This window comes from Actinorectispora metalli, from assembly GCF_056323685.1.
In genome coordinates, this window is sequence record NZ_JBREYE010000002.1 from 416,011 (window position 1) to 441,584 (window position 25,574).

A 25,574-nucleotide genomic window follows, 5' to 3' on the forward strand; every position below is an offset into this window, starting at 1 on the left:
AACGCCCATGTGGCCGGACGGAATGCGGGTACTCGCCGCGCTGGAGGAAACGGTCAGCGAATGCGGGCTCGACCCGGCGCTGCTGCACCTGGTGCGGATCAGGGCCTCCCAGCTCAACGGGTGTTCCTACTGCGTCGACCTGCACACCGAACAGGCCACTGAGGCGGGCGAGCGGCGGGTGCCCGCGCTGGCCGACTGGCGAACTGCCGACGTGTTCACCGAGCAGGAACGAGCGGCGCTGGAGCTCACCGAGGCGCTGACCCGCCTGCCCTCCGACCCCACCGCGGCCACCCGCGCCGCCGCCCGGTTCTTCGACGAGGCGGCGCTGGCCAAACTGGTGATGGCCATCGCGGTCATCAACGCCTGGAACCGGATCGGCGTGGCACAGCGCGCCGTCGTACCCACGCCCTGAAGGCGAGCCGATCATGTCGATGGTTTCCGAGATCTACGTCTTCGACAACACGAGCACGCACGCCGACGATCAGCACCGGGCGCTGGCCGACCTGCTCGACCCGTTCACCACGGCGAGGTTGGCGGAGACCGGCGTCGGCCCCGGCTGGCACTGCCTCGAGGTGGGCGCGGGCGGCGGCAGCGTCTCCCGCTGGCTGGCGGGGCGGGTCGCGCCCACCGGCCGGGTGCTGGCCACGGACATCAAACCGAACCGCATCCCGCCCGCGGCCGGCATGGAGGTCGTCGCGCACGACATCGTGTGCGACCCGTTGCCCGATGCCGCGTTCGACCTGATCGTGACCCGCTTGGTGCTCTGTCACCTGCCGCAGCGGCAGGCGGTGCTGGCCCGGCTGGCGCGGGCGCTGAAGCCGGGCGGCGTGCTCCAGGTCGACGAGTTCGACAACCGCTACGCGCCCGCGCTGCTCACCCCCGACCTCAAGGCCCGCAGGCTCTACGAGAAGTTCATGGCCGCCAAGACCGCGGTCATGGAGGCCAACGGCGGCGACGGGTGCTTCGGACGCGATGTCGCCGCCGCCATGCGCGCAGTGGGCCTGGTGGACGTCGACCCGGCGCCGCGGGTCGAACTGTGGCGGGGCGGTTCGCCCGGCGCCCGGCTGCTGCGGCACCACTCGTCCGCCCTGCACGATCAGCTCATCGCCGCGGGCATGACCGCCGGTGAACTGGCCGACCTCCGGCTGCTGCTGGCCGACCCCGAGTTCATGGTGTCGTCGTATGTGATCTATTCGGTGCGTGCTCGGCGGCCAGTCGGCTGAGGGTGCGCCTGCACGGTTTGCCGGTCGCCCCCAGCGGAATCTCCGGCAGCACCACCAGCAGTTCAGGCAGCTTCCTCCGCTCCAAGCCCCGATCCCGCTCCAGGAACGCGGACAGCTCCGACAGCGTCGGCGGCGCGGTGCCGGGCCGCAGGGTGATGCACGCGCACAGCCGCTCGCCGAGGTCGGCGTCCGGCACCGCGACACAGGCCACGTCGCCCACGGTGGGGTGCGCGCTGAGCTCCGACTCCACCTCGGCCGGGCTGATGTTGTGGCCGCCGCGGATGACGATCTGCTTGATCCGGTCGACCAGGTGCAGGCACCCGTCGGCGTCGATCCGGCCCCGGTCGCCGCTGCGCACCCAGCCCTCGGCGTCCCGATACCGCGCGTCCAGTTCGGGTGCGTTGACGTAGCAGAGCGGTGTCATCGGTCCGCGCGCCCGGATCTCGCCCTCGGCGCTCAGCCGGATCTCCGCCACCGCGGGGTCCGGCAAACCGACGCCCTGTCTGCGCCTGGCGGTGTGGCAGTTCAGCCCGTCCGAAGAGCCGTAGACGTTGACCACCGGCCGCCCGAACCTGGCCTCACACGCCGCGACCGCGGCCGGGCTGAGCAGCGACGAACTCGACACCACCACCCGCAGCGCCGAGAGGTCCTCAGTGGACAGCCGTGGCCGGTCGAGCATGCGCCGCAGCATGGTCGGCACCGCGAACAGATGCGTAGGCCGCCACTCGGCGATCGCCCGCAGCGCGCCGTCGGGGTCGAAGCGGCCGGGCAGCAGCACCGTGCCGCCGTGCCGGACGACCGTCACCAGGCCCAGCGAGCCGTAGGAGGACGCCAGCGGCATCAGGATCAGGCTGCGCATCCGCTCCGGACCCTCGTACAGCGCGCGCACGTAGTTGCCGCGACCACCGGCCATGGCGTTGTGCGAGTAGGCGATCATCTTCGGTTCGGACTCCGACCCCGAGGTGACCAGGATTCTCGCGGGCGCCTCCGCATCGACCGGTTCGACCACCACGGACGGGCCGTCCTCGCGCGGGGAGAGGACCGCCCGCAGGTCCGGCAGCCGCGGCCGCAACCCGTCCCGTGCCGCCGGGTAGGCGACGATCAACGCCGCGGCCCGGGACCGGCGCAGCAGGCTGAGGGTGTCCCGGTCGCCCCGGCCCAACGGGATCGGCAGTGCGACCGCGGCCAGCGCGGCCACGGCCAGGTCGGCGACCAGCGCGTCCCTGCCGTTGAGCAGCTGAATACCGATGATGTCGGTGCGCCCCAGTCCCGCCACGGCCAGCGCCCCCGCCAGCCGCCGCGCCGCCGCGCCGAGCTTTGCGTAGCTGAGCTCGCCTTCCGGGTCGACCACCGCTGCCCGGTCGGGATGCTCCCGCTCCCGTTCGGCGAACAGGCTGAACAGGTCGCGGCCCGGACAGTGGCCGACCTCCACCCAGTGGCGGCGCAGCCGCGCGGGCACCAGGTCACGCAGCACGATCCCGTTGCCGGAGGTCCAGGTCATGGCCAGAACTCCCAGGGTGGGCGGACGAACGTGCAGCCGTCGTGTTCCAAGGCTGCGGCGAACCGCGGATCGGTCGCCAGTTCCGCGAGGTCGCGGCAGACCGGCACCGAGGGCGCGGCGGGCCTCGGCGCGGCGGGACCGAGCAGACCGGCCGCCGACAGCAGCGAGGAACTCACCCGCTGCCCCCGGCCGGTGGTGATCCGCGCCAGCAGCCCGGCGAGCACGCCCTGCGCGCAGACCAGCCCGCCGAGGATGTCGGTCAACGTCATCAGCGACGGAGCTGGCGGCTCCGAAGCGGGCCACACCAGCGAACCGAGCCCGCTGTGCGCCTGCACCAGGTAATCGGTGCCCAGCGGAGGATCACCGCCGAGCGCGTCGTGCCAGCCCGAGGCCCACGCGTGCACCAGCCCCGGCCGCACCGCCGCCAGGTCGTCGGCCTCCAACCCGAGTTCCGCGGCTTTGCCCGGCGCCAGGTTGTGCAGGAACACATCGCAGCCCGCCACCAGCTCGCGCACCTCGTCACGCCCGCGGGCGGACCTCAGGTCGATCTCCACCACCCGTTTCCCGTGGTTGAGCGCGAGGAACCGCGCCGAGGTGTCGCCCGCGATCGGCGGCACACCCCGCAGCGGATCTCCGCCGGGCGGCTCGACACGGATCACCTCCGCGCCCAGCATCCGCAGCACGTGCCCGGCCAACGGGCCTTGCAGGCGCCGGGTCGACTCGACCACGGTCAGCCCGTCGAGCGGCAGACCTCCGCCGTGTCGCCGCGGCGGCACGGCGGCATCCGTCCCTTCGGTGATCCACCACGACGGTCCGACCTTGGTGGGCGCGGACCGCACCGGCACGATGCTGACGCCCGTGGTGTCCGCCGCGTCGACCGCCGCCGCGAACGGGCGGCGCCGCGCGGCGTTGTGCAGGTCTGGGGACAGCGGGCAGGTGGCGGTGGCGAAGCGAAGCTGGAACGCGGGCCACCCCCCGGCGATGCTCGCGTCCGGCGCCGCGAGCGAGCGCCAGAACACCTGCCACGCCGAGGCGTCGAACGTCTCGATCTCGAACCGCACCCCGTCCGCCGAGACGAACGGCGGACCGCCGGGGCGCACCGGTTCCGCCCAGTCGTCCCCGGCGGTGGCCGCCGCCAGGTACTGGCTCACCGACAGCAGGGCCGCCTGCGCCACCGAGGTCCGCACCCCGCATACGGCCGCACCACGGCGCCGGGCCACCAGCGCGGCGAGAACCCCTTGCCCGGCAAGCACCTGCGCGACGGTCGAGGCGTAGTCCACCCCCAGCGACACCGGCCTGCCGAGCTTGCGGCCGTGCACCTGCATGATCCCGCAGGCCGCCTGCACCGAAAGCTCGTCCACCAGCGGAAGCTCCACCGGCCCCGCCCAGCCGACCTCGCACTCCACCTCGGCGGACCACGACCGGGTGACAACGCTTTCCAGCAAGCCCATGCCCAACGCCTACCAGCGTCGACGCGGCTCAGCGGCGCGAAGCGCGGCCCTTCACCTCATCGGGCGTCCTGCGGTGTCTCGGCGCGTTCGGCCTCGTCCATGGCCTTGGTGTCGCGGGGCGCCAGGAAAGGCTCCTGCTCGACGGACTGCCCCGCCTCGATGCGTTGCCCGCGAGCCAGTTCCGCGTCGAGTTGAGCACCCATCAGCACGGCTAGGTTGGAGATCCACAGCCAGACCAGGAACACGATCACGCCCGCCAGCGAGCCGTAGGCCTTGTTGTAGGAGCCGAAGTTAGCCACATAGAAGGCGAAACCCGCCGACGCCAGCACCCAGCCGACGACGGCGAAAATGCCGCCGGGGCTGAGCCACCGGAAGCCGGGGTGCACCACGTTGGGGCAGGCCCAGTACAGCAGCGCGAACACCAGGCTGACCAGCAACGCGATCACCGGCCACTTGGCGATGTCCCACACCATCACCGCGGTCCCGCCCACGCCGAGCATCCTGCCCGCGCGGTCGGCCAGCGTGCCGGTGGCGATGACCCCGATGGTGCACAGTGCCAGCAGCACCACCACCGACACCGTGAGCAGCAGCCGCAGCGGCCAGGTCTTCCACACCGGCCGCCCCTCCGGCATCTCGTAGATCGCGTTGGACGCGCGCATGAACGCCCCCACGTATCCCGAGGCCGACCACAGCGCGCCCGCGATACCCACGATGGCCAGCGGCCCCGCGATGCCCTGCGCCTGCTGGAGTTCCCGGATCGCGTTGACCAGGATCTCCTGGCTCTGCCCCGGTACCGCGTCGGTGACGGTGTCAATCAGCACCCGCGTCGCCGACGGGTCCAGCATGCCCAGCAACGCGGTCAGCACCACCAGCCCGGGGAAGATGGACAACACCGAGTAATAGGTCAGCGCCGCGGCCCAGTCGGTGAGGTTGTCCCGCTGGAACTCCGTCACCGTCCGCCGCAGCACCCCCCACCACGACCGCTTGGACAGCTCCGAAGGCCCCTGCGGCACGTGCTTTTTCCCGCTCAAGCCCTTCCGATGCCCACCGCTCACCACAGCCCACCTCCGCCATCACCCGTCCTGGGCATGACGTACCCGCTGGGCCCCGCAGCCCAACCGCGGCCGAGCGGATGTGATCCGTTCGGCCGCGGGCCGGTGCCTCACAGGTCCATGCCGCCGGACGGATCGGCGGGGGAGGAAGCTTCGCGCTGGGGCTTCTCGGCGACGACGGCCTCGGTGGTGAGGAACAGCGCCGCGATGGAGGCGGCGTTTTGCAGTGCGGAGCGGGTGACCTTGGCGGGGTCGATGATGCCCGCGGCGATGAGGTCCTTGTACTCGCCGGTGGCGGCGTCCAGGCCCTCGCCCGCCTTGAGGTTCTTGACCTTCTCGACGACGACTCCGCCTTCGAGGCCGGCGTTGACCGCGATCTGCTTGAGCGGGGCCTCCAGGGCGACCTTGACGATGTTGGCGCCGGTGGCCTCGTCGCCTTCCAGGCCCAAGCCGCCGAAGGCGGTCTCGGCGGCTTGCAGCAGCGCGACGCCACCGCCGGCCACGATGCCCTCTTCCACAGCGGCCTTGGCGTTGCGGACGGCGTCTTCGATGCGGTGCTTGCGTTCCTTGAGTTCGACCTCGGTGGCGGCACCGGCCTTGATCACCGCGACACCGCCTGCCAGCTTGGCCAGGCGCTCCTGGAGCTTCTCGCGGTCGTAGTCGGAGTCGCTCTTGTCGATCTCGGCGCGGATCTGGGCGACCCGGCCCGCGATGGCCTCGCTGTCGCCGGAGCCCTCGACCACGGTGGTCTCGTCCTTGGTGACCACGATCTTGCGGGCGCGGCCCAGCAGGGACAGGTCGGCGTTGTCCAGCTTGAGGCCGACCTCCTCGCTGATGACCTGGCCACCGGTCAGGATCGCCATGTCCTGCAACATCGCCTTACGACGGTCACCGAAGCCGGGAGCCTTCACCGCGACCGAGAGCAGCACGCCCTTGAGCTTGTTGAGGATCAGCGTCGCCAGCGCCTCCGCCTCCACGTCCTCCGCGATGACCAGCAGCGGCTTACCGGTCTGCATCACCTTCTCCAGGATCGGCAGCAGATCCTTGATCGTGGTGATCTTGGACGAGGTGAGCAGCACATAGGGGTCTTCGAGAACGGCCTCCATGCGTTCGGTGTCGGTCATGAAATGCGGCGCCAGGTATCCCTTGTCGAAGCGCATGCCCTCGGTGAGCTCAAGCTCAAGACCCAGGGTGTTGCTCTCCTCGACGGTGATGACACCTTCCTTGCCGACCTTGTCCATCGCCTCGGCGATCAACTCACCGATCGTGGTGTCAGCGGCCGAGATCGAGGCCGTGGCAGCGATCTGCTCCTTGGTCTCGACCTCCTTGGCGGTCTTGAGCAACTGCTCGGCGACAGCCTCGGTGGCCTTCTCGATACCACGCTTGAGCGCCTTCGGGTTGGCACCCGCGGCCACGTTGCGCAGACCCTCCCGAACCAGGGCCTGAGCCAGCACCGTGGCGGTGGTGGTGCCGTCACCGGCGACATCGTCGGTCTTCTTGGCGACTTCCTTGACGAGCTCGGCCCCGATCTTCTCCCACGGGTCCTCAAGCTCGATCTCCTTGGCGATCGAGACACCATCGTTGGTGATGGTGGGCGCGCCCCACTTCTTCTCAAGAACGACGTTGCGGCCCTTGGGGCCCAACGTCACCTTGACGGCGTCGGCGAGGGTGTTCATGCCGCGCTCAAGGCCCCGGCGGGCGTCCTCGTCGAACGCAATCATCTTGGCCATGTGTGTCCTCTCCCTGGCAGCTGAAGGTGATCGGTGCACGGCGCCCGCGACGGCACGACCACTCGACCGGCACCGACCACCGACTGGCACTCCCGTGGCGAGAGTGCCAACACCGACCGTACCGCCAAAGTTGCGCGCACGCAAAAATGCGTGGACGCAAAATCAGATAGAGTGCTGTCATGAGCGAGAGCGGCGGGCTGCGGGAGCGGAAGAAGATCGCCACGCGCGAGGCCATCAGCGCGGCCGCCCTGCGGCTGGCCATGGAGCGGGGTCCGGAGAACGTGCGCGTCGACGACATCGCCGAGGCGGCGGGCGTGTCGCCGCGCACCTACAACAACTACTTCTCCAGCCGGGAACAGGCGATCGTCGCCGCCATCGCCGCCGAGCGGACGCTACGCATCGCCGCGGCGCTGCGGGCGAGGCCCGCCGAGGAACCGCTGGCAGAGGCCGTGATCGAGGCCTTGGTGGAGCAGTACGCCGCCGAACCCGGCGGGGAGGCGTTGCTGATGATCACCTCCGCGCCGTCGCTGCGGGCGGAGTTCGTCAACACCGTCACCGACATCGACCGGCCGCTGGCCGAGGCGATCGCGGCCCGCACCGGCAGCACCGACGAACTGGCGACCGCGGTGCTGGCGGGGGCGGTGTCGGCCGCCACGCGAGTGGCCTTCGAGCGGTGGGTGCGTCGAGAGGCCACCGGGCTGGTCGTGGTGCGGCCCCGCCCGCTGGCGGAACTCCTGCGGGAAGCGCTGCACCATGTCAAGCCCGCATTGCGGGCGGCCGACACCGGGAGCCGGGGGAAGGCGCCCCTGTATGCCTCCCCCCGGCGGCCGGGGGGCTAGCCGTTGAAGCAGAAGCCCTGGCCGGTGCCGAACGAGTGGCACTGGATCTTGCGTTCGGTGGTCGTGCTTTGGCCGGAGTTGTCGGTGACGGTCAGCTTCGCGGTGTAGTTGGCGGTCTTGGCGGGGTAGGTGTGGTTGGCGGTGGCGCCGTTGCCGGCGGTGCCATCACCGAAGTCCCACGCGTAGGAGGCGATCGAGCCGTCAGGGTCGCGCGAGGCGGAGGCGTCGAAGACGCAATTCAGGCCGGACTGGCATGAGGCGGTGAAGCTCGCCGAGGGTGCCTTACCACCGGGCGGGGGAGTCTCGCCGCCGCCAAGCTGCTGGTGCACCCAGTCACCCATCACGCCGTGCAGCCTGCCGTGGGCGTTGTAGGACGCGCAGTCGGTGCGCAGCCAGGAGAAGACACCGTAGATCGTGCCGTTGTGCAGATACGGACCACCGCTGTCGCCCTGGCACAGGCCGGTGCTGCCGTCGCCGTAGCCGTCGCAGAACATGTAGCGGGCGTCGAACTGGAAGTTGATGTTCTTGCAGTTCTGGTCGGCCACCACCGGCAGCGCGGTCTGCCACAGCTTGCTGTTCTTCTGCGCGTCCTGGGAGTCGGACTTGCCGTAGCCGACGGCGGTGCCCTTGGTGCCGACGGGAAGCGCGTCACCGGACTTGGCGATCTTCGGGTAGGCCATGCCCGCCGGGGTCGGGATGTCGGTCTTGGCGATGATCACCGCGACATCGAAGCCGGTACGCCACCCGTCGTTGGCGTTGTAGCTGGGGTGGGTCCGGTACTCCTGGATCTCGATCCGGGTGCCTTTGCTGGTGTCGTTGAGGTCGTCGCGCCCGTACACCAGGTACTTCTCGCCCTGGGCGAACTTGCAGTGCGCGGCGATCAGCACGATCCGTTTGGCGACCACCGAACCGGTGCAGGACTGCTCGGCGGGACGGACACCGCCGGTGCGGTGCTGGGAGATGATGAACGGGAACTCGCTGACCGTAGCCGGTTGGCCGTTGATGACATACGGCGTGACGCCGTTGTCGGGGTCATCGGCGAGGGCGGGGGAGGCCACGGACAGCGCACTGGCCGCGAGTCCGAACGCGCACAGGGCACGCATGAGCTTTTTCATGGGTCATCCTTCGCAGGGTGTGCAGGGAGAAGGGGCTCAGCTGAAGCAGAAGCCCTGGCCGGTGCCGAACGAGTGGCACTGGATGGTGCGCTGCGTGGTGGCGGCGTTGCCCGAGTTGTCGGTCACGGTCAACGTCGCGGTATAGGTGGCGGTCTTGGCGGGATAGGCATGGGTGGCCGTGGCGCCGTTGCCGGTGGTGCCGTCACCGAAATCCCACGCGTAGGAGGCGATCGAGCCGTCAGGGTCGCGTGAGGCGGAGGCGTCGAACGCGCAGTTCAGGCCGGACTGGCAGGAAGCGGTGAAGCTCGCCGACGGCCCTTGGCCGCTGGGCGGCGGGGTTTGCGCGTTGGGCACGAACAGCAACTTGTTCGGTGTCTCCGCGGAGAGCCCGGACATCTTTCCGCTGCTGGCGTTGTCCATGATCCACTTGTGCAGGTCGGCCGGGGTGCTGTTCGGCGCGTCGTGCAGCCGCAACGCCATCGCGCCCGCCACATGCGGTGCCGCCATCGAGGTGCCGCTCAGCGTGCCGTAGGCGCTGTCGCTGCCCTTGAACGCCGAGTCGATTCCCGAGCCCGGCGCGAACAGGTCCATGCACCGGCCCGCGTTGGAGTCGAACGCCCTGGTGTCGTTGCTGGTCGAGTTGCCGACCTGCAACGCCTCCGGCACCTGGCCGCCGGGGCCGTAGCTGCAGGCGTCACCGCCGTTGTTGCCGGTGATCAGCGACCACTGGATACCGGCGCGGATCGAGCCCTGGATCGCCGAGGTGGCGATCTTCGGGTCGTCGGTGTAGACGGACAGGTTCACCACCGCGGGCTTGGCCGCGTTCTTGGTGATCCACTCCGCGGCCTCGATCAGGTCCGCGTCCTCGCCGAAGCCGTCGCAGCCCAGGATGCGCACCGAGATGAGGTTGGCCTTCTTCGCCACGCCGCGGGTCTTGCCCGCCACGATGCCCGCCACGTGGGTGCCGTGGTTGTGGCAGTCGTTGCCGTTGTTGGGCTTGGCGTGCAGGTCGACGCCGTTCTTCGCCCGGCCCTCGAATTCCTGGTGGGTGAAGCGGATCCCGGTGTCGACGATGTAGACGTTCGCGCCCGCGCCGTCGTTGGGGTAGGTGTACTTCTTGTCCAGCGGGCGGTCCCGCTGGTCGATGCGGTCCAGACCCCAGTTCACCGGGTTGCTCTGGGTGCCGCCGGGACCGCCGACGCTCATCCGCCCGCTCTGCCGCACCTCCGCGACCTCGGGCCGGGCCGCCAGCTTGCGGGCCTGCGGCTCGGACAGCCCGCGGACCACGAAGCCGCGCATGGTGGCGGTGAGGACGCCGTCCAGCGTGCCGCCGTAACGCCGCACCAGACTCGCCGCGGTCGCCGCCGTCGCGTCCGCCCTGTCGTTGCCCGCCAGCGTCACCAGGTAGGTGCCCGCGACCGGATTGGTCGCGACGCTGATCACGTCCTTCTCCGGTTCGGCCTGCGCCGCACCCGCCTGCGCCAGCGCTAGGCCAGTGGCCAGCGCGAGGGCCGACGCGAGCGTGCGCCGTCTCCATTTCGTCATGTGTCCTCCAAGCGGTCGAAACACCGCGGAGGACCGTAAGTTCGCCGAACACGACGCGAACAGGGTTGTTAAGACGCCGCAGAAGAATGCAGGCGCAAATCTGTTAACCGCCCCCGGCTAAAGCTAATTCATCTGGTCAGGGAGCTGACCAATCCCATCGCATGCCTAAGATGCCGGCGGGCACATCGGATTCGGCCAGCAACGCGGTGTTGGAGCCACCGATCCACAGCTCGCGGAGGTTGCCTTCCGGCTCGCCCGCCGTCCGCCGGTCGTAGCGATGACACTGGGCGGGCACCGCATCGGGGTGGAACTGCACCTGCAACACGTACTCCCTCGTCGGAACCATGAATCGGTGCTCATAGCGCTGCATCGACACGCTGGGGGAGAAGCGCCACACGTACTCCACGAGCGCGGGCTCATCGGCGTCCAGCACCCGGTCCAGGATGAGCTCGGCGACGATCAGGCCGGTGGTCCGATCGACCTGGATGCGCCCTGGGCGGCAGAACCGCGTCTCCACCAGCGACGGCGGGTTATCGGGCCGCTCCTCGGACTGATACACCACGGCGCACCGGGAAACACGGTCGGAGCCCGCCCGGACGAGGGCGCGCACCCGAACGGAACTCGCGCGCCGCTGCGCGTCCAGCGTGAGCGTGACCTGCGTGCTGACCCGGCTCACCCCACCTGGAGCCACCCCTACCCCGCTGAGCAGCTCGGATGGACGGGAGTCCGCCCACACCTGGCTGATGTCCAGGCTGCCCGGGGCGTGGCCGATCCACCGACCGCGCGGCCTGCGTGGGCCCAGCAGGGAGATCAGCGAGTCGGCAGGCAGCTCCAGCAGGTCCTCCAGCAGGTGCACGGCTTGCAGCGAACCCGAGCGCTCCGGCCTGCTGCGTCCCCGGCGCCAGTAGCTCAAGGTCGGCACGCTGACCCTGGCGCCGCGCTCGGCCAGCCATATTTGGATCTCGTCGAGCGTGAGCCCACTGGCCTCGATCGCCAGGTGCAGCGCGGCGGGAAACGGGCCGGTGCGCAGGGCCTGTCGGAGTTCGTGACGCAACCGGTCGTCCTGCGTTTGCGGAACCGCCATGGCACCCCTCCCGTCGGCGCGTCCGAGTGTATTCCGAATCACTTCAACATTTGACTATTAACAGCAGTAAGCAGAATTGTCGTCCCATGCAAGACTGCGATCATGCTGAGTGTTTTCTCCTCTCCCGGGCATTACGTCCAGGGCCGGGACGCCACCGCCGCCCTGGGCACCGAGCTTGTGCGGCTGGGCCTCGCGGGCCCCGCACTGATCGTGGCGGGCCGAACAGCGGCATCCATGCTCGGCGAGGTATGGCGGAAGTCGCTGGGAGAGGCGGAGATCCCGTACGCCGTGTTCGGCTTCGGCGGCGAGTGCAGCCGGGCCGAAATCGCGCGGATCACCACCGCCGCCCGTGACCAAGGCTGCGCCACGATCGTTGGCGCGGGCGGTGGAAAGGCGCTGGACGCCGCCCGCGCCGCCGCCGACGACCTGGACCTGCCGATGGTCAGCTGCCCGACGATCGCCTCCAATGACGCGCCGTGCAGCGCGTTGTCCGTGGTGTACACCGAGGACGGCGAGTTCGAGGCCTACCAACTCGTCCGCCGCAACCCCGCCCTGGTCCTGGTGGACACCCAAGTGGTGGCCAAGGCGCCCGCGCGGCTGCTGGTGTCGGGCATGGGCGACGCGCTGGCCACCTGGTACGAGGCCCGCACCTGCGTGGCGGGGCACGTCCGCAACATGCGCGGCGGCGGCTCCACCAGATCCGCGGCAGCACTGGCCGAACTGTGCCACCGCACACTGTTGGCCGACGGCGTCTCCGCGCTGGCCGCGGTCCGCAACCAGGCCGTCACGCCCGCGCTGGAGCGAGTGGTGGAGGCCAACACGCTGTTGTCCGGCTTGGGCTTCGAGTCCTCCGGTCTGGCCGCCGCCCACGCGATCCACAACGGGCTCACCGCCGTCCCGCAGACCCATCCCTACCTGCATGGCGAGAAGGTCGCCTTCGGCGTCATCACCCAACTCGTGCTGGAGGGGGCATCCGAGTCCGAGCTGTCCACGGCGCTGGGTTTCTGCGCCGAGGTCGGACTGCCGGTGACACTGGCCCAACTCGGGCTGGCCGAGGCGAGCCGATCGGATCTGGAGCGGATCGCGCGGCGGGCGACCGCCGAAGGCGAGACCATCCACAACGAGCCGTTCCCCGTCACCGTGCCCATGGTCGTGGACGCGATCACCACCGCCGACGCCCTCGGCCGCACCGCATGATCATCAGCGGTGCGCAGGTACGCCGGGCTAGGATGGGGTTTCTGCACGCCAAGCGGAGGGACATCGCCGTATGGCTCTGCGGTCCAAGCCGTTGGCCACGCGTCTGATCAGGGTCGTGTTGGTCGAGGACCACGACATGGTCGCCGAGGCGCTGTCGCTTGCGCTGGAACAGACCACGGACCTTCAGGTCGTCGGCCGTTCGCGTTCGATCGCCGAAGCCCTGGCCGATGTCCGCCGATACACCCCCGACGTCGTGGTGCTCGACCGCAGGCTGCCCGACGGCGACGGCATCACCGCGATCTCGCGGTTGGAGGCGGCGGGCGACACTCGGGTGCTGGTCCTGACCGGAGAGGCGACGCCGTCGATCGCGGCGCGGGTGGCCGAGGTCGGCGGGGCGGGGCTGGTGTTGAAATCGGCGGGCCTGGAGGAACTGTCCGCGGCGGTGCGCAAGGTCGCCGCCGGCGAGGTCGTGTTCGACCCCGGCCTGCTGCCGGGGGTGTTGGACCGGCTGACCGGCCGGGTGGGCCGGACCGGTGCCACCCTCACCAACCGCGAACTGCAGGCACTGCACCTGCTGGGGGAGGGCGCCGACATCGGCGATATCAGCACCAGGCTGGGTGTCGCCCGCAGCACGGCGCGCAACCACGTCCAGCGGGTACTGGAGAAGCTGGGCGCCCGCTCCCGCCTGGAGGCGGTGGCCATCGGACGCCGGGAAGGCCTGCTCGACTGATGCAGATGCATCAGTGGATTTGAGGTCGCTGCATCTCGTGATCGACATCCGGCAGGCCGATAGTGCAAGACGTGGAGGCCTCCCTTCCGGCAAGGGCCGAGTTCCCGGTGCCGGATACCAACCGTGCGATGGCGCTGGCGCGTCGGTTCACACAGGATGCCCTCACCCGATGGGCCTACCGTGGCTCCCACGACGATGCGGTCCTGGTCGTGGACGAACTGCTCACCAACGCGGTCCTGCACGGCACGCGGGCATCGGTCCTGCGGCTGGCGGGCACCCCCACCCGGCTGCGTATCGAGGTGAGTGACACCAGTCCGTTGTTGCCCGCGATGCGGAGTTCGGGGCCGACCGGGGGCTGGGGACTGCGGATCGTCGAACGGCTCGCCGCGTCGTGGGGAGTGTCTCCCGGGGTCGGAGGGAAGACGGTGTGGTGCGAGCTCACCTCGAACGGCACCGTCGATCGGGCGAGAACGGCCTGAGCGGAGCGTCGCCGATACCCTCGGCGCTCCTTGTTCTGCATAGTGGCGGTATGGACGCCCCGCCACCTCCGCCGCTCGGTCCGGCGCACCTGCTGGTCGACAACGTGCTGGACTACGGCATCTTCATGCTGGACCCGCGAGGCCACATCATGACCTGGAACGCGGGCGCCGAGCGGATCAAGGGGTATCGGGCCTCGGAGATCATCGGCCGCCACTTCTCCACGTTCTACCCGGCCGAGGACGTGGCCGCGGGCAAGCCCGCCCGCGAGCTTGAGCAGGCCATCGCCGAGGGCAGGCTGGAGGACGAGGGCTGGCGGATCCGCAAGGACGGCACGCGGTTCTGGGCCAACGTGATCATCACCGCGCTGGTGGACGACAGCGGTGTGCTACAGGGTTTCGGCAAGGTCACCCGCGATATGTCCGACCGGCGCCGGGCCGAACAGGCGATGCGGGAGTCCGAGGAGCGTTTCCGGCTGCTGGTCCACAGCGTGGTCGACTACGGCATCTTCATGCTGGACCCGCAGGGCCACATCATCAGCTGGAACGCGGGCGCCGAGCGGATCAAGGGGTACCGGGCGTCGGAGATCATCGGCCGCCACTTCTCCACGTTCTACCCGGCCGAGGACGTGGCCGCGGGCAAGCCCGACCTGGAGCTTGAGCTCGCGGTGGCGGAGGGCAGGCTGGAGGACGAGGGCTGGCGGATCCGCAAGGACGGCACCCGGTTCTGGGCCAACGTGGTGATCACCGCGTTGTTCGGCGAACACGGCGAGCTGCGGGGGTTCGGCAAGGTCACCCGCGATATGACCGAGCGCCGCAACGCCGAGCAGGCGTTGAACGAGCGGCGGCGGCTGTTCGCCCATCTGGTCGAGGCGCAGGAGCTGGAGCGGCGGCGGATCTCCTGGGCAGTGCACGACGACCCCCTCCAGTCCATGATCGCCATCGGCATGCGGCTGCAACTCCTGGCGGGCAAGGTGCCGGAACCGCACGTCGACACCGTGCGGCAGCTGGACGCCTCGGTGCGCGGTGCGATCAGCAGGCTGCGCAACCTGATCTTCCGGCTGCGCCCGCCGGGCATCGACCGCGCGAGCCTGGCGGAGGCGCTCGTCGCCTACCTGAAGCAGATCGTCGTCGACTGGGGACTCACGTACTCGCTGCGGCACGAACTGGAGGTACAGCCGCCGACCGAAACCGCGATCACGATCTTCCGCATCTGCCAGGAGGCCATCACCAACGTCTACAAGCACGCCCAGGCGAGCAGGGTCGACATCACCCTGGTGACGGTGGGGGAGGGCACCGAGGTCCGCATCACCGACGACGGTCGGGGCCTGGCGGAACCGCCCGCCCACGACAACTTCGGCCTGATCGAGATGCGGGAGCGTGCCGAGACCGCGGGCGGCTGGTGGACGATCACGGGTGAACCGGGGGCGGGCACCACCGTCCGGTTCTGGGTACCGAACCTGTCCGCGCTGGAGCCGGGGCCATGACCGCCCACCTCACCGTACTGGTGTGCGATGACGATTCCGACATCCGCGCCGCGTTGCGCGAGGTGCTCGGCGCCGAGCCCGACTTCGAGGTGATCGCCGAGGCGCGCGATGCCGTTGAGGCGATCTCGCTGGCCGAGCGCTACGCGCCCATGGTCGCCGTGCTCGACATCCGCATGCCCGGCGGGGGAGCGCTGGCCGCCCAGGAGATCATCCGCCGCTCACCCGACACCCGCATCCTGGCCTTCTCCGCCTACGCCGACGCCATCGCCATCACCGAGTTGCGGAGCGTCGGCGTGGTCGACCACCTGCTCAAAGGCGTCGACAACGATGAACTGGTGTCCGCCGTGCGCAGGCTCGGTCACTCGGCTCGCGAGGGTCAGCGGCCCGAGACCGCCTGATCGGGTCCGGTCGCGATGCGCAGCACCTGATCAAGACCACACAGACGGAGTACCCGCAGCACGGCGGGTTGATCGGTCACCAGGCGCAGCGGGGTGTGCAGGCGCTCGCCTTCGAGGTGCATCTTCAGCAGCCGGTTGGCCCCGACCACGGAACAAAATCGCACCCGGGTGAGGTCGGCGATGACGGGTGCAGACGCGGAAGCCACCCGCATGGCCTGCCGCAGGTGATTCTCCAGGGCAGGCGCGCTGATCAGGTCGATCTCGCCTTCCACGGACACCACGACGGCCTCGCCGCGATCCTCGCGGATCACCGACAGAGCCGGTGCACCGGCTCTGCGATTCTGGGCGGGGATATCGGCAACCCGCGCGCAAAAGTCGTCCGCCACACCCTGATGAACACAAATTCCCCGCGATTTGTCAACCGAGCGACACCCGATGGTGATCACCGCGTGAGACCCCTGAAGGATGAATTCGTCAGGCCGTCACCGGGATGATCCGCGCCTCGACAAGCGCGCCGTCCTCGATGAGCAGCCTGCCCATGGTGCCCCGGGGCTGACGTCGCCGATCGGTGGGGGAGCCGGGGTTGAAGATCCGCACCCCATCGCCCGTGACGTCCAGCGGGATGTGCGAATGCCCGAACACCACGAGGTCGGCGGTGGGGAAGCGGCGCCGCATCCGCGCCGTGCGTCCCACGGCCTGCCCGCTGTCGTGGATCATCGCCACCCGCAGCCCGCCCAGGTCCAGTTCGAGCGTCTCCGGCGCGCCCCAGTCCGCGACCTCCGACCCGTCGTTGTTGCCCAGCACCGCGTGCACGGGCGCGAAGGCGGACAACTCGGTCAGCACCCCCGCCGTGCACACGTCACCGGCGTGCAGGATCAGGTCCACGTCCGCCAGCTGTTCCGCCACCCGCGGCGGACAGGACTTCCACCGCCTCGGCGCGTGGGTATCCGCCAGCACCGCCACTCGCATGGCCCCATTGTGGCCGCAGGGGTCGCCGAAAGAACTGAAATACCAACGTTCGTACGGGTGGCTTCCCGCAGGTGATCACGCGAAGATAACGACACCCCTGCATTCCCTGCGTTGAGGAGTCACACCATGAGGCTTCGCACCCCACTGGTGGGCGTGATCGCCCTGCTGGTCGGCGTCGGCACCGCCACCGGCCCGGCCACCGCCGCCGCGGCCCCGCCGGACATCGCGGTCGCCAACGTCCAGGCCCACCTCGCCGAGCTACAGAAGGTCTCCGACGCCAACGGCGGCAACCGCGCCCACGGCAGGCCCGGCTACAAGGCCTCGGTCGACTACGTGAAGGCCAAGCTGGACGCCGCCGGGTACCGGACCCAAACGCTGCAGTTCACCCACCAAGGCGCCACCGGGTACAACCTCATCGCCGATTGGCCCGGCGGCGACGAGAACAACGTGATCATGGCGGGCGGTCACCTGGACAGTGTGACCGCGGGCCCCGGCATCAACGACAACGGCACCGGCTCGGCAGGTCTGCTGGAGATCGCGCTGACCGTCGCGAAGGAGAACCTCAAGCCGCAGAAGCACCTCCGCTTCGGCTGGTGGGGCGCGGAGGAACTGGGCCTGATCGGCTCCCGCAACTACGTCGCGAGCCTGCCATCCACCGAGCGGTCGAAGATCAAGGGATACCTGAACTTCGACATGACCGGCTCCAAGAACGCCGCCTACTTCACCTACACCACCGCCAACGCCCCGAACGGCTCCCAGCAGCTGGTCGACGCGCTCACCGCGGGCTTCAAGCTGAAGAACGTCGAAAGCGAGTTCACCACCAACCTCGGCGGCGGCTCCGACCACTCCTCGTTCGCCAGTGCGGGCATCCCCGTCGCGGGCACCTTCAGCGGCGCGGGCGGCCGGATGACCCAGGCCCAGGCCACCCGCTGGGGCGGCACCGCGGGAGCGGCCTACGACGCCTGCTACCACCGCGCCTGCGACACCACCAGCAACATCAACGCGACCTCGCTGGATCGCCACACCGACACCGCCGCGTACGCCATCTACACCCTCATCGGCGGCTGACCGGATTTCTGTGCACGCGCCGCCGTCGACCGGCGGCGGCGCGTGCACAACTCAAGCCCGCCGAGCCTCGATGAGCCACGCGGCGGAGTCGTAGCGGATGCCCTGACCGGTCTGGTGCGCGGCCATGTCCGCGCGCAGAGCGTCGACGGCGCCGATCTTGGCGTCGGGGTCGACGTCGCGCAGCAGCCAGCCGAACTGCTCGGAGACGAAGTCGCAGGCGTCGTCGACGTCGCGGCCGAAGTACATCTGCTCGGTCAAACCCCGCACGCTCACCTTGGTGAAGCCCGCCGTGGTGAGCAGCGCCGCGGCTTCCTCGGGGTCGCTCAAGGCGAACGGTTTCGCCGAACCGAGATCGCGGCCCGCGGCCAGTGTCGTGCGGAAAGTACTCATCCACTCGTTGCGTTCCAGTGGCTGCCAGGTCAGCAGGACCAGGCGGCCACCGGCACGCAGCGCACGGGCGATGTTGGCGAACGCGGCGGGCGGGTCGCCGAAGAACATGGCGCCGTGCCTGCTGATCGCAACATCAAAGTGGTCCGCCGGGAACGGGTGCACCTGCGCGTCGACCTGCTCGAACGACACATTGTCGACCTGCTCGCGGGCGGCCAAGTCGCGGGCGAGCGCGATCATCGGCGAGGACAAATCGACCCCGAGCGCCGATCCCTGAACGGCCCGCCGGGCGGCATCGCGGGTGGTTTGCCCACTGCCACAACCGATGTCGAGCACGGTCGCGGTCGCCTCGATGGCGGCGGCGTCGAGAAACAGGCCGTGGTAGCGGGCAACACCCTCGTTGAAGCGGTCGGCGCGAGCCGTCCAGAACGCCCCCTGATCACCGTCCCACGCCTTCAACTGATCGGCGTTGGACGGATCGACGCGCACGGCGGTGCTCTCGGTCATCGGGCTTCCCCCAGTCTTGGCCCCAACAGAGGGAAAAGCTTACCCGCCTATCTCGACGCGGTCTGCCAACGCTCACGCGCGGTCGCCACCGCCTCGGCTGGCGAGCCCGCCCAGGGCGGTCCGTGCCCCGGCACCAGAACGCCCGCGTCCAGCGACCCGAGCACCTCCAGCGCCGCGAGCGCTCCCTCCGGCGAGCGCGTGAACATGTCCGGCAGCAGTTGGGGTCCGGCGACGGCGGCGACCGGGTGGCCGGTGACCAGCGCATCGCCGGTGGCGACCACCCCGACACCGGGCAGCAGATACGCGCTGTGCCCCGAAGTGTGGCCGTGGCAGGCCACCGGAACCGGCCTGCCCGGCACGTCCAGCGGCCCCTCGCCGGGGAACGGCAGCGCGTGCGGCACCGCAAGGTGACGCAGCGCCCCGGCGCGGGCGATGCGCAGACCCCACGCGGCCACTCGCGGCCGCCAGCTTCGGCTGATCACGTCCAGCGGTGTGGCCTGCTCCAGATGCTCGCGGCGGGCGTGCCCCACCTCGCGGGCGTCCATGTACACGGGCACGCCGTAGCGCTCGTGCAGGTGGTTCAGCGCGCCCATGTGGTCGAGGTGCGCGTGCGTGAGCAGCACCGCGCGCACGTCCTGCGGTCGGCGACCCAACGCGCGGATCGAGGCCTCCACCGCCGCGATATCGCCGTACCAGCCGCCGTCGATCAGCGTCAGGTCCGTGCCCTCGCGGACCAGCACCCAGTTGACGTCGGTGCCGCCCACACAGAACACGTCCTTGGCCACCTCGCGCACGCACCAGAACCTACCCCGGCGACGCGGCCAACGCGGTGACCGCGGAGTGCGCGGCGGTCAGGGATTTCTCACCCAGCTCCCGCAACCCCGCCAACGCGGGGATGTCCGCGGCCCGGGTCAGTTCGGCGGCCACGATGTGCAGGTTGGCCGCGGGCACACCCAGGTTTCCGAGCCAGGCTCGCAGGTAGGGCGCTTGGAAGTCGAAGCCTTCCCGCGGGGTGCCCGGCCCGTACCCGCCGCCGCGGGCCAGCACCAGCACCGCACGCGTGTCCCGCAGCAGGCTGCGCCCGTCGGTCGGCTCGGTGAACACGCCCGGGAAGCTCACCCGGTCGATCCACGCCTTCAGCGTCGCGGGCACCGAGAAGTTGTACATCGGCACGCCGATCAGCAGCGTGTCCGCGGCCAGCAGCTCGCTGATCAGGGGCAGGGCCACCGCCCACTCCCGCTGCTCATCGGCGCTCCCGGCCAACGCCGCGACCTCGGAGAGCGGGACCACCCCGCGCCGCTCGACGCGTTGCCCCAGCGCGGGAAATCCGGGGCCTACCAGCGGCACGGGATCGGCGGCCAGGTCGCGGTAGCGGTGGCCCGCAGCGCCGTGGCGTGCTCGCCAAGCGGCGGCGAACGAGGCGGTCAGCTGCCTGGTGACCGAGTGCTCGGCGGGGCTCGCGCTGGAATCCAGGTGCAGCAGCACACTCATGTGGTCGTCTCCTGTCACGTTCTCGGCTCGAGGTTCGTCAAGTCGGTGACGACGAAGAAGCGGGAAAGGTGACCGGTGGACTTCGAGGGGCATCGCGACCGGCTGCGCGCGGTCGCGTACCGGATGCTGGGCTCGGCGAGCGAGGCCGAGGACGCCGTGCAGGAGACCTGGCTGCGTCTGCGCCGCAGCGACACAGCGGGCGTGGAGAACCTGGCGGGCTGGCTGACCACGGTCGTCTCCCGCATCTGCCTGGACCTGCTGCGCGCCCGCAGGGAGGAGCCCGTCGCGCAGGTGCCCGACCGGAACTGGGACGGCGACGGCCCCGAGCAGGAGGCGCTGCGCACCGATTCGGTGAGCCGCGCCCTGCTGGTCGTGCTGGACACCTTGGCGCCCGCGGAGCGGGTCGCTTTCGTGCTGCACGACCTGTTCGCGGTGCCGTTCGACCTGATCGCGCCGATCGTGGACCGCTCACCGGCCGCCGCGAAAAAGCTCGCCAGCCGCGCTCGGCTGCGCGTGCGGGGCACCCCCGCGCTGCCTGGGGCCGAACTCGCCCGGCACCGGCTCGTGGTGGAGGCGTTCCTTGCCGCCGCCCGCGGCGGCGACCTGACCGCGCTGCTCACGGTGCTGGCGCCCGACGTCGTGCGTCGCGCCGACCCCGCCGTGCTACCGGCTGGCGCCCCCACCGAGCTGCGCGGGGCGCGGGCGGTCGCCGAGGGGACGCTGGTGTTCGGCCGCAACGCCCGCTACGCCGAGGCCGCATTGGTCGACGGCGCGGTCGGGGTCGTGGTGGCTCCGCGCGGGCGGCTGGCCCTCGTCCTCACCGTCACGGTCGAGGACGACCGGATCGCCGCCTACGAGGTGATCGCGGACCCCGCGCGGATCAGGCGGCTCGAACTGGCCGCCCTTACGGACGGACCAGTGCCTCCGTGACCACCCTGGACGCCTTGGTGGTCCAGCCTGGGCTGGTCAGACTGGTGGGGGCGAGACGGACCACGACCGTGTCCGAGCCGGGGTCGACCTGGACGGTCTGGCCGCCGAGGCCAAGGGCCCAGTACATGTTCGCGGGCGCGCCCGGCGCGATCCTGGTGTGCGGGGCGGTGGCGGAGTCCTTGAGCGTCATGGGAGCGAGGGGGGTGGCGCGCGGGCCGAGGTGGTTGAGCCACCACAGGTAGCCGTAGGCGGTGGTGATCTCCTGCGATGGCTTGCCGGTTGCTTCCTTCACCCACTGCTTCGGCACGATCTGGCCATCCGCCCAACGGCCATCGCGCAGGAACAGGTGGCCGAAGCGGGCCAGGTCCTCGCAGGTGGAGCGCAGGCCCGCGAACATGCCGGTATTGCCCGCGATGTCCTTGGTCATGACCGAGTTGCGCATGCCGATGGGGCCCAACAGGTTCGCCTGCGCGTAGTCGGCGGGCTCCTTGCCGGTCGCGGCGCCCAGGACGGCGTCCAGGGTTTGGATGGCGGAGTTGTTGTAGGCCCAGACCTGGTCGGGCGGGGACGCCTGGGGGAGGAGCACGCCGTAGGACGTGCGGTCCGGGGCGGAGATCAGCCCGAGGTTGTCGGCGACCGGGTCCCAGTGCCTGCCGGAGTCGTTGCTGAGCAGGTCCCGCACGGTCACGGCCGCGGCCGGGGTGCCCCGCCACGCGGGGATGTACTTGGCGGCCTTGTCGCGGATGTCCAGCTTGCGGTCCGCCTGCGCCATGCCGACCAGAGTGCTCGCGAAGGACTTGGTCACCGACCAGACGTCCTGCGCCGAGGCGGGGCCGGTGCCGTTGAAGTACCAGTCGGCGACCAGCTTGCCGTGCCTGATCACCACCAGGCAGTTCGAGCCGTCGGCCTTGGCCTCGGCGGCGATCGCCGCCAGCTTGGCCGGGTCGAAGCCGGCGGCCGCGGCATCGGTGCGCTCCCATTCCCGGCCGGGGTAATCGCCGCTCTTCTCGGCGCCCGCCGAGACGGGCATCGCGAGGGCCACCAGAACGGCGGCGACCACGGAGGCGACCTTGTGACGCGGAGAAAACGGCATGGCGGCCTCCGGCAGGGAATCTTCATCGGATTCCGCCAAATACTGTGGGCGCCGAATGCCCGCTGTCAACAAAGCGATCCGGTGGTTCCGGTGTTGTCACATCCATGAGCGCCCGGCCGTTCTGCGGTGGCGCTGATTTGTCAACTTCGGTGGGGCGACCGTGATCCGCACGCTGTGGGGATCTTCGGTCGCCCCGGGGAGTGGGTCAACGCCGCGGGCGGCTGATCTCGTCGCCGAGGCGGACGATGCGGTCGCCGAGCCCCTCGCCCCAGCGGCTGACGTTGCGGGAAATGCGGTCCGCGGCCGCGCGCACGGAGCGGCTGGCGAACTCGGCGGCGTTGCCCGCCAGTTGCGCGGCGGCCGTGGCCGCGGCGTCGGTGATCGCGGTGACGGACTCACTGGCCTCGTCCGTGCGTCCCGCCACCCGACCCGCGACCCGGGCCACCTGGTCGGCGGCCTCGCTGCGTACCCGGCCCACCGTCGTCGCGACCTCGGTCTTCGTGGTGTCGATCAGTTGGCCCACGGAAGCAGGAACCTTCATCAGGTGCCCTCCACCTCGTTACCAGTAGTAACTGTTACTTCTAGTAACAGAGTATGGCCAACCCGATTTCCCGGCAAGCGCCGATCCGTTCAACGAGCGGCTTGCTGTCGCGGTGCAGGATTCCGCCCGGCGACTTGCGCACATAGCTGAGTGTGGCGATTCGGAAACCATGCCGCGATCTGTCAGGGTTCGCCGCGATCGTGGTCGGCATGAGCAAGGATCTCACTGGCAAGGTCGCGTTGGTAGCGGGTGGAACCCGGGGCGCGAGCAGGGCGATCGCGGTGGAACTCGGCCGCGCGGGCGCGACGGTGTACGTCACGGGACGCTCGTCGGGCACGCAGCGGTCCGAGGTGGACCGCCCCGAGACGATCGAGGGCACCGTCGAGCGGATCACCGAGGCGGGCGGCACCGGCATCGCGGTGCGGGTCGACCACCTCGAACCCGAGCAGGTGCGGGCGCTGGCCGAGCGCGTCGAACGCGACCACGGCGGGTTGGATGTGCTGGTCGACGGCCTGTGGGGCGGGGATCACCACCTCGGCTGGGGTCAGCCGGTGTGGGAGCACTCGCTGGCGGCGAGCCTGCGCATGATCAGGCTGGGCATCGACGCCCACATCATCACCAGCCACCACCTGCTGCCGCTGCTGGTCCGCAGGCCCGGCGGGCTGGTGGTGGAGATGACCGACGGCACCGCCGAGTACAACGCGAAGTTCCGCAAGGGCACCTCGCTGGCGTTCTACCTGGCCAAGGCCGCCGCCCACCACCTCGCCCTCGCCCAAGCCCACGAACTGCGGGAACACGGGTGCACCGCGGTGGCGGTGACGCCGGGCTGGCTGCGGTCGGAGGCGATGCTGGAGATCTACGGCGTCACCGAGGAGAACTGGCGGGACGCGCTGGTCACACAACCGCACTTCTGCATCTCGGAGTCGCCGACCTTCGTCGGACGGGGCGTCGCGGCGTTGGCCACCGACCGGGACAAGGCGCGCTTCTCCGGGCAGACCCTGGACAGCGGCACGCTGGCCAAGATCTACGACCTCGACGACGTGGACGGCAGCAGGCCCGACGCGTGGCGTTACGTCGTGGAAGTCCAGGACGCCGACAAGCCCGCGGACCCCACCGGCTACCGGTGACGTTCGGCCATCCGCCGTGCGGCGTCCGCGAACGCGGCCCGCACGGCGGATGGTTCGAGGATCTCGACCTCCACGCCCAGCCCGAGCAACTGGCCCGCCGCGATGTGCGGCTCCTCCAACGGCAGGACCACCTCGACCCAGCCGTCCGCATCGGGCGCGCCCGCCTGCTCCAGCGCGGTCACCGCGATATCGGCATCGATCACCCAGCGCAGCGCGCGCAGCCCGCGGGGGCTGAGCCGGACCCGCACCGGCACCCGCTGAAGCGAGCGTTCGAACTGCGCGGACGAGCTTTGCCACCAGCCCGCCAGGTCGAAGTCCGCGGGCCGCTCGAACCGTTCCTGAAGCTCCTCCACCGTCGCGACCTTGCTCACGCGGTAGGTGCGCACGGTGTCGTCCACGGCCGCCACCAGGTACCAGACACCGGCCTTGAGCACGAGCCCGAGCGGGTCGAGCACCCGCTCGACCGTGTCCGCGCCGCGTCGGTAGGCGATCCTGGTACGCCGCTGATCCCAGACCGCGCGGGCGAGATCGGCCAGGTGCTCGGCATCGTCCTCCCGCCGGAACCAGCCCGGCGCGTCGAGATGGAACCGCTGCGCGAGGTGCTGGGCTTGCTCCCGCAGCGGCGCGGGCAGCGTCGCCGACACCTTGGCGTGGGCCGCGGACACCGCGGTGCCCAGCCCCAACTCGGCCAGTGCCCTCGGCACGCCCATCGCGAAGATTGCCACGGCCTCCCGCGAGGTGAGCCCGTCCAGCCTGCTCCGCCAGCCGTCGACCAGCCGGACCCCGCCGTGCCGCCCCGGCTCCGTCCACAGTGGAACCCCGGCGGTCTGCAACGCGGCGATATCGCGGTGCATGGTGCGCTCGGACACCCCCAGCGCCGCCGCCAACTCCGCCATCGTCGCGCTGCGTTTGCTCTGCAAGGTGAACAGCAACGCCACCAGTCGTTCCGCCCGCACCCGCAGATCATGCCTGATCAGTGCCGTTCCGGTCCGCTGAGCGGACCGAAACCTTCCTTCGCGTTCGGGCCTTCGACACCCTTCAGCGCGTCCCCAAAGGGAGGAAGGGAACCATGAACAACTCATCCCGCCTGACGATCCTGGTTGGCGCGGCGCTGATGACAGTGGGTGTCGCCGCGATCCCCGCGGCATCAGTCCAGCACGCGGCGGCCCCGGCGGCAGCAGGCTATGCCCCGGACTTCGACGGCGACGGCAAGCGTGACGTCGCGGTGTTCCGTCCAAGTAACGGGACCTGGTACTGGGTCCGCAGCAGCGACCAGGGCCGGGGGTCCATCCCGTTCGGACAGAACGGCGACGTTCCGGTGCCCGCCGACTACGACGGCGACGGCAAGGCCGACGTCGCCGTGTGGCGGCCGTCCAACGGCACCTGGTACTACGTGCGAAGCAGCGACCAGGGCCGGGTGTCCGTGCCCTACGGCCAGAGCACCGACATCCCGATGCCCGGCGATTTTGACGGGGACCGCAAGACCGACGTGGCGGTGTGGCGGCCCTCCGACGGCACCTGGTACTGGATTCGCAGCAGCGACCAGGGTCGGGGATCGATCCCCTACGGGCAGAGCACCGACATCCCGGTTTGATCGGTTCGGTGCGGGCACGGCCGCCAGCCGTGCCCGCAC

The 25,574-nt window shown here is 70.3% G+C and carries 27 protein-coding genes; 12 read left to right on the forward strand and 15 right to left on the reverse strand.

Annotated elements, in window-relative coordinates:
- Positions 1-7: 7 nt before the first annotated feature.
- Both ACU6XJ_RS22055 and ACU6XJ_RS22060 read left to right on the forward strand, forming a co-directional pair.
- Positions 8-412: a carboxymuconolactone decarboxylase family protein gene (locus tag ACU6XJ_RS22055; protein WP_476314926.1), complete on the forward strand. Its 405-nt coding sequence runs from the start codon at positions 8-10 to the stop codon at positions 410-412.
- A 13-nt stretch (positions 413-425) separates the two neighbouring features.
- Positions 426-1,223 (forward strand): class I SAM-dependent methyltransferase, encoded by a 798-nt coding sequence (locus tag ACU6XJ_RS22060; RefSeq protein WP_476314929.1) that lies wholly within the window; start codon positions 426-428, stop codon positions 1,221-1,223.
- Here ACU6XJ_RS22060 and ACU6XJ_RS22065 read toward each other — a convergent pair.
- From ACU6XJ_RS22065 to groL, 4 genes are all read right to left on the reverse strand, one after another.
- Positions 1,168-2,724 (reverse strand): class I adenylate-forming enzyme family protein, encoded by a 1,557-nt coding sequence (locus ACU6XJ_RS22065; protein WP_476314931.1) that lies wholly within the window; start codon positions 2,722-2,724, stop codon positions 1,168-1,170. The genes ACU6XJ_RS22060 and ACU6XJ_RS22065 overlap by 56 nt on opposite strands.
- A complete protein-coding gene (locus tag ACU6XJ_RS22070) occupies positions 2,721-4,175 on the reverse strand; it encodes a CoA transferase (RefSeq protein WP_476314934.1) in 1,455 nt (484 codons plus the stop codon). The genes ACU6XJ_RS22065 and ACU6XJ_RS22070 overlap by 4 nt, the downstream gene beginning before the upstream one ends.
- Before the next feature lie 56 nt (positions 4,176-4,231).
- A complete protein-coding gene (locus ACU6XJ_RS22075; RefSeq protein ID WP_476314936.1) occupies positions 4,232-5,188 on the reverse strand; it encodes a YihY/virulence factor BrkB family protein in 957 nt (318 codons plus the stop codon).
- 149 nt (positions 5,189-5,337) lie between these two features.
- Positions 5,338-6,957, reverse strand: a complete 1,620-nt coding sequence (gene groL, locus ACU6XJ_RS22080; RefSeq protein ID WP_476314939.1) for a chaperonin GroEL — start codon at positions 6,955-6,957, stop codon at positions 5,338-5,340.
- 179 nt (positions 6,958-7,136) lie between these two features.
- On the opposite strand from groL, the gene ACU6XJ_RS22085 reads away from it, so the two are divergent.
- On the forward strand, positions 7,137-7,796 hold the full coding sequence (locus tag ACU6XJ_RS22085; RefSeq protein WP_476314942.1) for a TetR/AcrR family transcriptional regulator: 660 nt from the start codon (positions 7,137-7,139) through the stop codon (positions 7,794-7,796).
- Here the strand turns inward: ACU6XJ_RS22085 and ACU6XJ_RS22090 are convergent.
- The 3 genes from ACU6XJ_RS22090 to ACU6XJ_RS22100 all read right to left on the reverse strand — a co-directional run bounded on the left by ACU6XJ_RS22090 (position 7,793) and on the right by ACU6XJ_RS22100 (position 11,540).
- Positions 7,793-8,911 carry a trypsin-like serine protease gene (locus ACU6XJ_RS22090; RefSeq protein ID WP_476314945.1) on the reverse strand — a complete coding sequence of 373 codons (1,119 nt, stop codon included), beginning with the start codon at positions 8,909-8,911 and terminating at the stop codon, positions 7,793-7,795. The genes ACU6XJ_RS22085 and ACU6XJ_RS22090 overlap by 4 nt on opposite strands.
- Before the next feature lie 36 nt (positions 8,912-8,947).
- Positions 8,948-10,456, reverse strand: coding sequence for a S8 family serine peptidase (locus ACU6XJ_RS22095; protein ID WP_476314948.1), 1,509 nt, complete (start codon positions 10,454-10,456; stop codon positions 8,948-8,950).
- Positions 10,457-10,592: 136 nt separating this feature from the next.
- The gene (locus ACU6XJ_RS22100) at positions 10,593-11,540 is read right to left on the reverse strand and encodes a hypothetical protein (RefSeq protein ID WP_476314951.1); all 948 of its coding nucleotides are present in this window, start codon (positions 11,538-11,540) and stop codon (positions 10,593-10,595) included.
- A 102-nt stretch (positions 11,541-11,642) separates the two neighbouring features.
- On the opposite strand from ACU6XJ_RS22100, the gene ACU6XJ_RS22105 reads away from it, so the two are divergent.
- The 5 genes from ACU6XJ_RS22105 to ACU6XJ_RS22125 all read left to right on the forward strand — a co-directional run bounded on the left by ACU6XJ_RS22105 (position 11,643) and on the right by ACU6XJ_RS22125 (position 15,828).
- Positions 11,643-12,737 (forward strand): glycerol dehydrogenase, encoded by a 1,095-nt coding sequence (locus tag ACU6XJ_RS22105; RefSeq protein WP_476314954.1) that lies wholly within the window; start codon positions 11,643-11,645, stop codon positions 12,735-12,737.
- A gap of 70 nt (positions 12,738-12,807) precedes the next feature.
- Positions 12,808-13,467 carry a response regulator gene (locus ACU6XJ_RS22110; protein ID WP_476314957.1) on the forward strand — a complete coding sequence of 220 codons (660 nt, stop codon included), beginning with the start codon at positions 12,808-12,810 and terminating at the stop codon, positions 13,465-13,467.
- Positions 13,468-13,574: 107 nt separating this feature from the next.
- Positions 13,575-13,946, forward strand: coding sequence for an ATP-binding protein (locus tag ACU6XJ_RS22115; protein ID WP_476318577.1), 372 nt, complete (start codon positions 13,575-13,577; stop codon positions 13,944-13,946).
- A gap of 50 nt (positions 13,947-13,996) precedes the next feature.
- Positions 13,997-15,430, forward strand: a complete 1,434-nt coding sequence (locus tag ACU6XJ_RS22120; protein ID WP_476314960.1) for a PAS domain-containing sensor histidine kinase — start codon at positions 13,997-13,999, stop codon at positions 15,428-15,430.
- Positions 15,427-15,828: a response regulator gene (locus ACU6XJ_RS22125; RefSeq protein ID WP_476314963.1), complete on the forward strand. Its 402-nt coding sequence runs from the start codon at positions 15,427-15,429 to the stop codon at positions 15,826-15,828. Before ACU6XJ_RS22120 ends, ACU6XJ_RS22125 begins: the two co-directional genes overlap by 4 nt.
- Here ACU6XJ_RS22125 and ACU6XJ_RS22130 read toward each other — a convergent pair.
- Positions 15,807-16,274 carry an STAS domain-containing protein gene (locus ACU6XJ_RS22130; protein WP_476314966.1) on the reverse strand — a complete coding sequence of 156 codons (468 nt, stop codon included), beginning with the start codon at positions 16,272-16,274 and terminating at the stop codon, positions 15,807-15,809. The genes ACU6XJ_RS22125 and ACU6XJ_RS22130 overlap by 22 nt on opposite strands.
- A 28-nt stretch (positions 16,275-16,302) precedes the next feature.
- Complete coding sequence (locus ACU6XJ_RS22135; protein WP_476314969.1) at positions 16,303-16,797, reverse strand: metallophosphoesterase family protein; 495 nt, start codon at positions 16,795-16,797, stop codon at positions 16,303-16,305.
- 126 nt (positions 16,798-16,923) lie between these two features.
- Here ACU6XJ_RS22135 and ACU6XJ_RS22140 point away from each other — a divergent pair, with 126 nt between their 5' ends.
- Positions 16,924-17,865, forward strand: coding sequence for a M28 family metallopeptidase (locus ACU6XJ_RS22140; protein WP_476314972.1), 942 nt, complete (start codon positions 16,924-16,926; stop codon positions 17,863-17,865).
- 51 nt (positions 17,866-17,916) lie between these two features.
- On the opposite strand, the gene ACU6XJ_RS22145 is transcribed toward ACU6XJ_RS22140, so the two are convergent.
- From ACU6XJ_RS22145 to ACU6XJ_RS22155, 3 genes are read right to left on the reverse strand one after another with little or no spacing between them, the layout of a single operon-like run.
- The gene (locus tag ACU6XJ_RS22145; protein ID WP_476314975.1) at positions 17,917-18,759 is read right to left on the reverse strand and encodes a class I SAM-dependent methyltransferase; all 843 of its coding nucleotides are present in this window, start codon (positions 18,757-18,759) and stop codon (positions 17,917-17,919) included.
- Positions 18,760-18,806: 47 nt separating this feature from the next.
- Positions 18,807-19,553 (reverse strand): MBL fold metallo-hydrolase, encoded by a 747-nt coding sequence (locus ACU6XJ_RS22150; RefSeq protein ID WP_476314978.1) that lies wholly within the window; start codon positions 19,551-19,553, stop codon positions 18,807-18,809.
- Between the two features lie 10 nt (positions 19,554-19,563).
- The gene (locus tag ACU6XJ_RS22155) at positions 19,564-20,250 is read right to left on the reverse strand and encodes an FMN-dependent NADH-azoreductase (RefSeq protein ID WP_476314981.1); all 687 of its coding nucleotides are present in this window, start codon (positions 20,248-20,250) and stop codon (positions 19,564-19,566) included.
- A 75-nt stretch (positions 20,251-20,325) separates the two neighbouring features.
- Between ACU6XJ_RS22155 and ACU6XJ_RS22160 the strand changes: the two genes are divergently transcribed.
- On the forward strand, positions 20,326-21,180 hold the full coding sequence (locus ACU6XJ_RS22160) for a sigma-70 family RNA polymerase sigma factor (RefSeq protein ID WP_476314983.1): 855 nt from the start codon (positions 20,326-20,328) through the stop codon (positions 21,178-21,180).
- Here the strand turns inward: ACU6XJ_RS22160 and ACU6XJ_RS22165 are convergent.
- Complete coding sequence (locus ACU6XJ_RS22165; RefSeq protein WP_476314986.1) at positions 21,155-22,273, reverse strand: serine hydrolase domain-containing protein; 1,119 nt, start codon at positions 22,271-22,273, stop codon at positions 21,155-21,157. The two genes, ACU6XJ_RS22160 and ACU6XJ_RS22165, sit on opposite strands and share 26 nt — an antisense overlap.
- A 205-nt stretch (positions 22,274-22,478) precedes the next feature.
- On the reverse strand, positions 22,479-22,814 hold the full coding sequence (locus ACU6XJ_RS22170) for a hypothetical protein (RefSeq protein WP_476314989.1): 336 nt from the start codon (positions 22,812-22,814) through the stop codon (positions 22,479-22,481).
- 209 nt (positions 22,815-23,023) lie between these two features.
- On the opposite strand from ACU6XJ_RS22170, the gene ACU6XJ_RS22175 reads away from it, so the two are divergent.
- Complete coding sequence (locus tag ACU6XJ_RS22175; RefSeq protein WP_476314992.1) at positions 23,024-23,941, forward strand: SDR family oxidoreductase; 918 nt, start codon at positions 23,024-23,026, stop codon at positions 23,939-23,941.
- On the opposite strand, the gene ACU6XJ_RS22180 is transcribed toward ACU6XJ_RS22175, so the two are convergent.
- A complete protein-coding gene (locus tag ACU6XJ_RS22180) occupies positions 23,932-24,897 on the reverse strand; it encodes a helix-turn-helix transcriptional regulator (protein ID WP_476314995.1) in 966 nt (321 codons plus the stop codon). The genes ACU6XJ_RS22175 and ACU6XJ_RS22180 overlap by 10 nt on opposite strands.
- 113 nt (positions 24,898-25,010) lie before the next feature.
- Between ACU6XJ_RS22180 and ACU6XJ_RS22185 the strand changes: the two genes are divergently transcribed.
- Complete coding sequence (locus tag ACU6XJ_RS22185) at positions 25,011-25,535, forward strand: FG-GAP repeat domain-containing protein (RefSeq protein WP_476314998.1); 525 nt, start codon at positions 25,011-25,013, stop codon at positions 25,533-25,535.
- The last annotated feature ends 39 nt before the right edge of the window (positions 25,536-25,574 follow it).

Coding starts and splice junctions, on each gene's coding strand:
- ACU6XJ_RS22120 (WP_476314960.1), top strand. CDS start 13,997: ATGGACGCCCCGCCACCTCCGCCGCTCGGTCCGGCGCACCTGCTGGTC.
- ACU6XJ_RS22185 (WP_476314998.1), top strand. CDS start 25,011: ATGAACAACTCATCCCGCCTGACGATCCTGGTTGGCGCGGCGCTGATG.
- ACU6XJ_RS22060 (WP_476314929.1), top strand. CDS start 426: ATGTCGATGGTTTCCGAGATCTACGTCTTCGACAACACGAGCACGCAC.
- ACU6XJ_RS22155 (WP_476314981.1), bottom strand. CDS start 20,250: ATGAGTGTGCTGCTGCACCTGGATTCCAGCGCGAGCCCCGCCGAGCAC.
- ACU6XJ_RS22055 (WP_476314926.1), top strand. CDS start 8: ATGTGGCCGGACGGAATGCGGGTACTCGCCGCGCTGGAGGAAACGGTC.
- ACU6XJ_RS22135 (WP_476314969.1), bottom strand. CDS start 16,797: ATGCGAGTGGCGGTGCTGGCGGATACCCACGCGCCGAGGCGGTGGAAG.
- groL (WP_476314939.1), bottom strand. CDS start 6,957: ATGGCCAAGATGATTGCGTTCGACGAGGACGCCCGCCGGGGCCTTGAG.
- ACU6XJ_RS22090 (WP_476314945.1), bottom strand. CDS start 8,911: ATGAAAAAGCTCATGCGTGCCCTGTGCGCGTTCGGACTCGCGGCCAGT.
- ACU6XJ_RS22175 (WP_476314992.1), top strand. CDS start 23,024: ATGAGCAAGGATCTCACTGGCAAGGTCGCGTTGGTAGCGGGTGGAACC.
- ACU6XJ_RS22065 (WP_476314931.1), bottom strand. CDS start 2,724: ATGACCTGGACCTCCGGCAACGGGATCGTGCTGCGTGACCTGGTGCCC.
- ACU6XJ_RS22170 (WP_476314989.1), bottom strand. CDS start 22,814: ATGAAGGTTCCTGCTTCCGTGGGCCAACTGATCGACACCACGAAGACC.
- ACU6XJ_RS22145 (WP_476314975.1), bottom strand. CDS start 18,759: ATGACCGAGAGCACCGCCGTGCGCGTCGATCCGTCCAACGCCGATCAG.
- ACU6XJ_RS22100 (WP_476314951.1), bottom strand. CDS start 11,540: ATGGCGGTTCCGCAAACGCAGGACGACCGGTTGCGTCACGAACTCCGA.
- ACU6XJ_RS22140 (WP_476314972.1), top strand. CDS start 16,924: ATGAGGCTTCGCACCCCACTGGTGGGCGTGATCGCCCTGCTGGTCGGC.
- ACU6XJ_RS22125 (WP_476314963.1), top strand. CDS start 15,427: ATGACCGCCCACCTCACCGTACTGGTGTGCGATGACGATTCCGACATC.
- ACU6XJ_RS22105 (WP_476314954.1), top strand. CDS start 11,643: ATGCTGAGTGTTTTCTCCTCTCCCGGGCATTACGTCCAGGGCCGGGAC.
- ACU6XJ_RS22165 (WP_476314986.1), bottom strand. CDS start 22,273: ATGCCGTTTTCTCCGCGTCACAAGGTCGCCTCCGTGGTCGCCGCCGTT.
- ACU6XJ_RS22085 (WP_476314942.1), top strand. CDS start 7,137: ATGAGCGAGAGCGGCGGGCTGCGGGAGCGGAAGAAGATCGCCACGCGC.
- ACU6XJ_RS22095 (WP_476314948.1), bottom strand. CDS start 10,456: ATGACGAAATGGAGACGGCGCACGCTCGCGTCGGCCCTCGCGCTGGCC.
- ACU6XJ_RS22110 (WP_476314957.1), top strand. CDS start 12,808: ATGGCTCTGCGGTCCAAGCCGTTGGCCACGCGTCTGATCAGGGTCGTG.
- ACU6XJ_RS22070 (WP_476314934.1), bottom strand. CDS start 4,175: ATGGGCTTGCTGGAAAGCGTTGTCACCCGGTCGTGGTCCGCCGAGGTG.